The organism is Komagataeibacter kakiaceti JCM 25156, from assembly GCF_000613305.1.
On the sequence record NZ_BAIO01000442.1, the window covers coordinates 1 to 1,985 of the forward strand.

General features: G+C 65.8%; 1 protein-coding gene and 1 pseudogene. One reads left to right on the top strand and one right to left on the bottom strand.

From position 1 onward, the window contains the following. Nucleotides 1-449: 449 nt before the first annotated feature. Nucleotides 450-1,429 (top strand): annotated as a pseudogene (acuI, locus tag JCM25156_RS25000) (acrylyl-CoA reductase (NADPH)). Nucleotides 1,430-1,522: 93 nt separating this feature from the next. Here the strand turns inward: acuI and JCM25156_RS15025 are convergent. Next, on the bottom strand, nucleotides 1,523-1,747 hold the full coding sequence (locus JCM25156_RS15025; protein ID WP_025813722.1) for a CbtB domain-containing protein: 225 nt from the start codon (nucleotides 1,745-1,747) through the stop codon (nucleotides 1,523-1,525). Nucleotides 1,748-1,985 lie beyond the last annotated feature (238 nt).

Sequence of the window (1,985 nt, forward strand, 5' to 3'; positions counted from 1 at the left end):
GCAGGCTGCGCGCCACCGGGCTTTCGGGCAGGGGGGAGGCAGGCGGCGGCGTGCCGTAGCGGGCCTGCCAGAGCGCATTCATGGATGAAAGAGCCGAGAAGGAAGATACTCTAACGTCGGACATCGGATGCCTCCTGCCTGTGCAATCGTGGCTGAATAATCAGCACACCACACCGCCCCGCGCCGGAGAAGCGTGCGAAAATCACACCAGCCCTGCGCATCCCCGCAACAGGGAGGGCAATGGTCGGGATTGCCCTGACGCCCCTTGCGCGAACCGGATGGTCTTTAAAAAAATCCTTCTGACATCACGCTTTTTCGTAATCCTTTCCTTTCACGTTCGTGCGAAGGGAGGTGGCTTTGAATAGGAAAGCCTGCCTGAATACTGCATGAAAGGCGCGGCCCTGACGGCCCAGCCACACATCCCTGCACGACCGAGGAAGCCCACCCCCATGTTCAAGGCCCTGATGATCACCCGCACCACCGATACGCCCACGACGCGGCTGGAACAGGTGGACCCCACGGCCCTGCCGGAAGGTGACGTGACGGTAGCCGTCGATCATTCCGGCCTGAATTACAAGGATGCGCTGGCCATTACCCGGGGCGAGCCGGTGGTCCGGCGGTTTCCCATGATTCCCGGCATCGACCTGGCCGGTCGCGTCAGCGCGTCGAGCGATCCCCTCTACCGGTGGGGGATCGGGTCATCGCCACCGGCTGGGGGCTGGGTGAAAGCCACTGGGGCGGCCTGTCACAGATGGCGCGGCTGCCGGGGCGGTGGCTCCTGCCGCAGCCCGCCGGCCTGTCCTCGCGGCAGGTGATGGGAATCGGCACGGCGGGCCTGACGGCCATGCTGTGCATCATGAGCCTGGAAGAAGGGGGCCTGACCCCCGCCAGCGGCCCGGTTATCGTGACCGGCGCGGGCGGCGGGGTTGGCGGCATGGCCATCATGCTGCTGGCGCGGCTGGGTTTTCATGTCGTGGCGGTTACGGGCCGCCCGCAGCTTCATGCCTATCTGACCAGTCTGGGGGCCTGTGAAATCCTGCCGCGTGAGGCGCTGGCCCCCACCGGAAAACCGCTGGAGCGCACGCGCTGGGCGGGGGGCATAGATGTGGTGGGGGGCACGGCGCTGGCCAGCATGTGCGCATCCATCCAGTACGGCGGCACGGTGGCGGCGTGCGGGCTGGCGGCGGACATGGCGCTCCCGCTTACGGTGGCGCCCTTCATCCTGCGCAATGTCCGCCTGCAGGGAATCGACAGCGTGATGTGCCCCCGCCCCACCCGCATGACGGCATGGGCGCGGCTTGCGCGCGACATCGACCCCACGCTGCTGGACAGCATGCTGCATGACGTGACGCTGGATGACGCCATCGGGCTGGCTCCCCGCATTCTGGCCGGTCATGTCCGGGGCCGGGCCGTGGTGAACGTGGCCTGAACGAAAAAACGGCATTTCCCACCGGAAATGCCGTTCGGTAACCCAGCCAGCGCATGGGGCGCGAATACCCCGCGCCCTACCGGCCCCTGCGGATCAGTGACAGGGGAAGCCCAGCAGATGGCGGCCATCATGCACGAATTCATGCACGTAATGACCGGACACGAGCGAGGTCGCCCCCTGTTCGGCCCCGACGAAGTAAAGCAGCAGCGAGGCCAGGACCAGCCCGAACACACCCCAGGGCAGCAGGTCGCGGACCGGGATGGAAACCTGCGGCGCGGCGAGGCGACCGGCGGACAGGGCGGATGTATCTTGGCTCATACTGGAAAACTCCATGGATCAGGCACGACCCGGAGCAGTATGCATGGATCATGGCATGACATGCCAGCCCATAACCGGATCTGGCGTCATGTTTCCAATAATCAGCCCGGAAGGTCAATCGTCACGTTGCAGATCCCACCCTTTCCCCACACGCGGGGCGCATGTCGATGCGCCAGATCCTGACCTGCCACGCCCTGCCCGCGCCCGAATGCGTGCGCCGGGGCGTCTTTCCCGATGA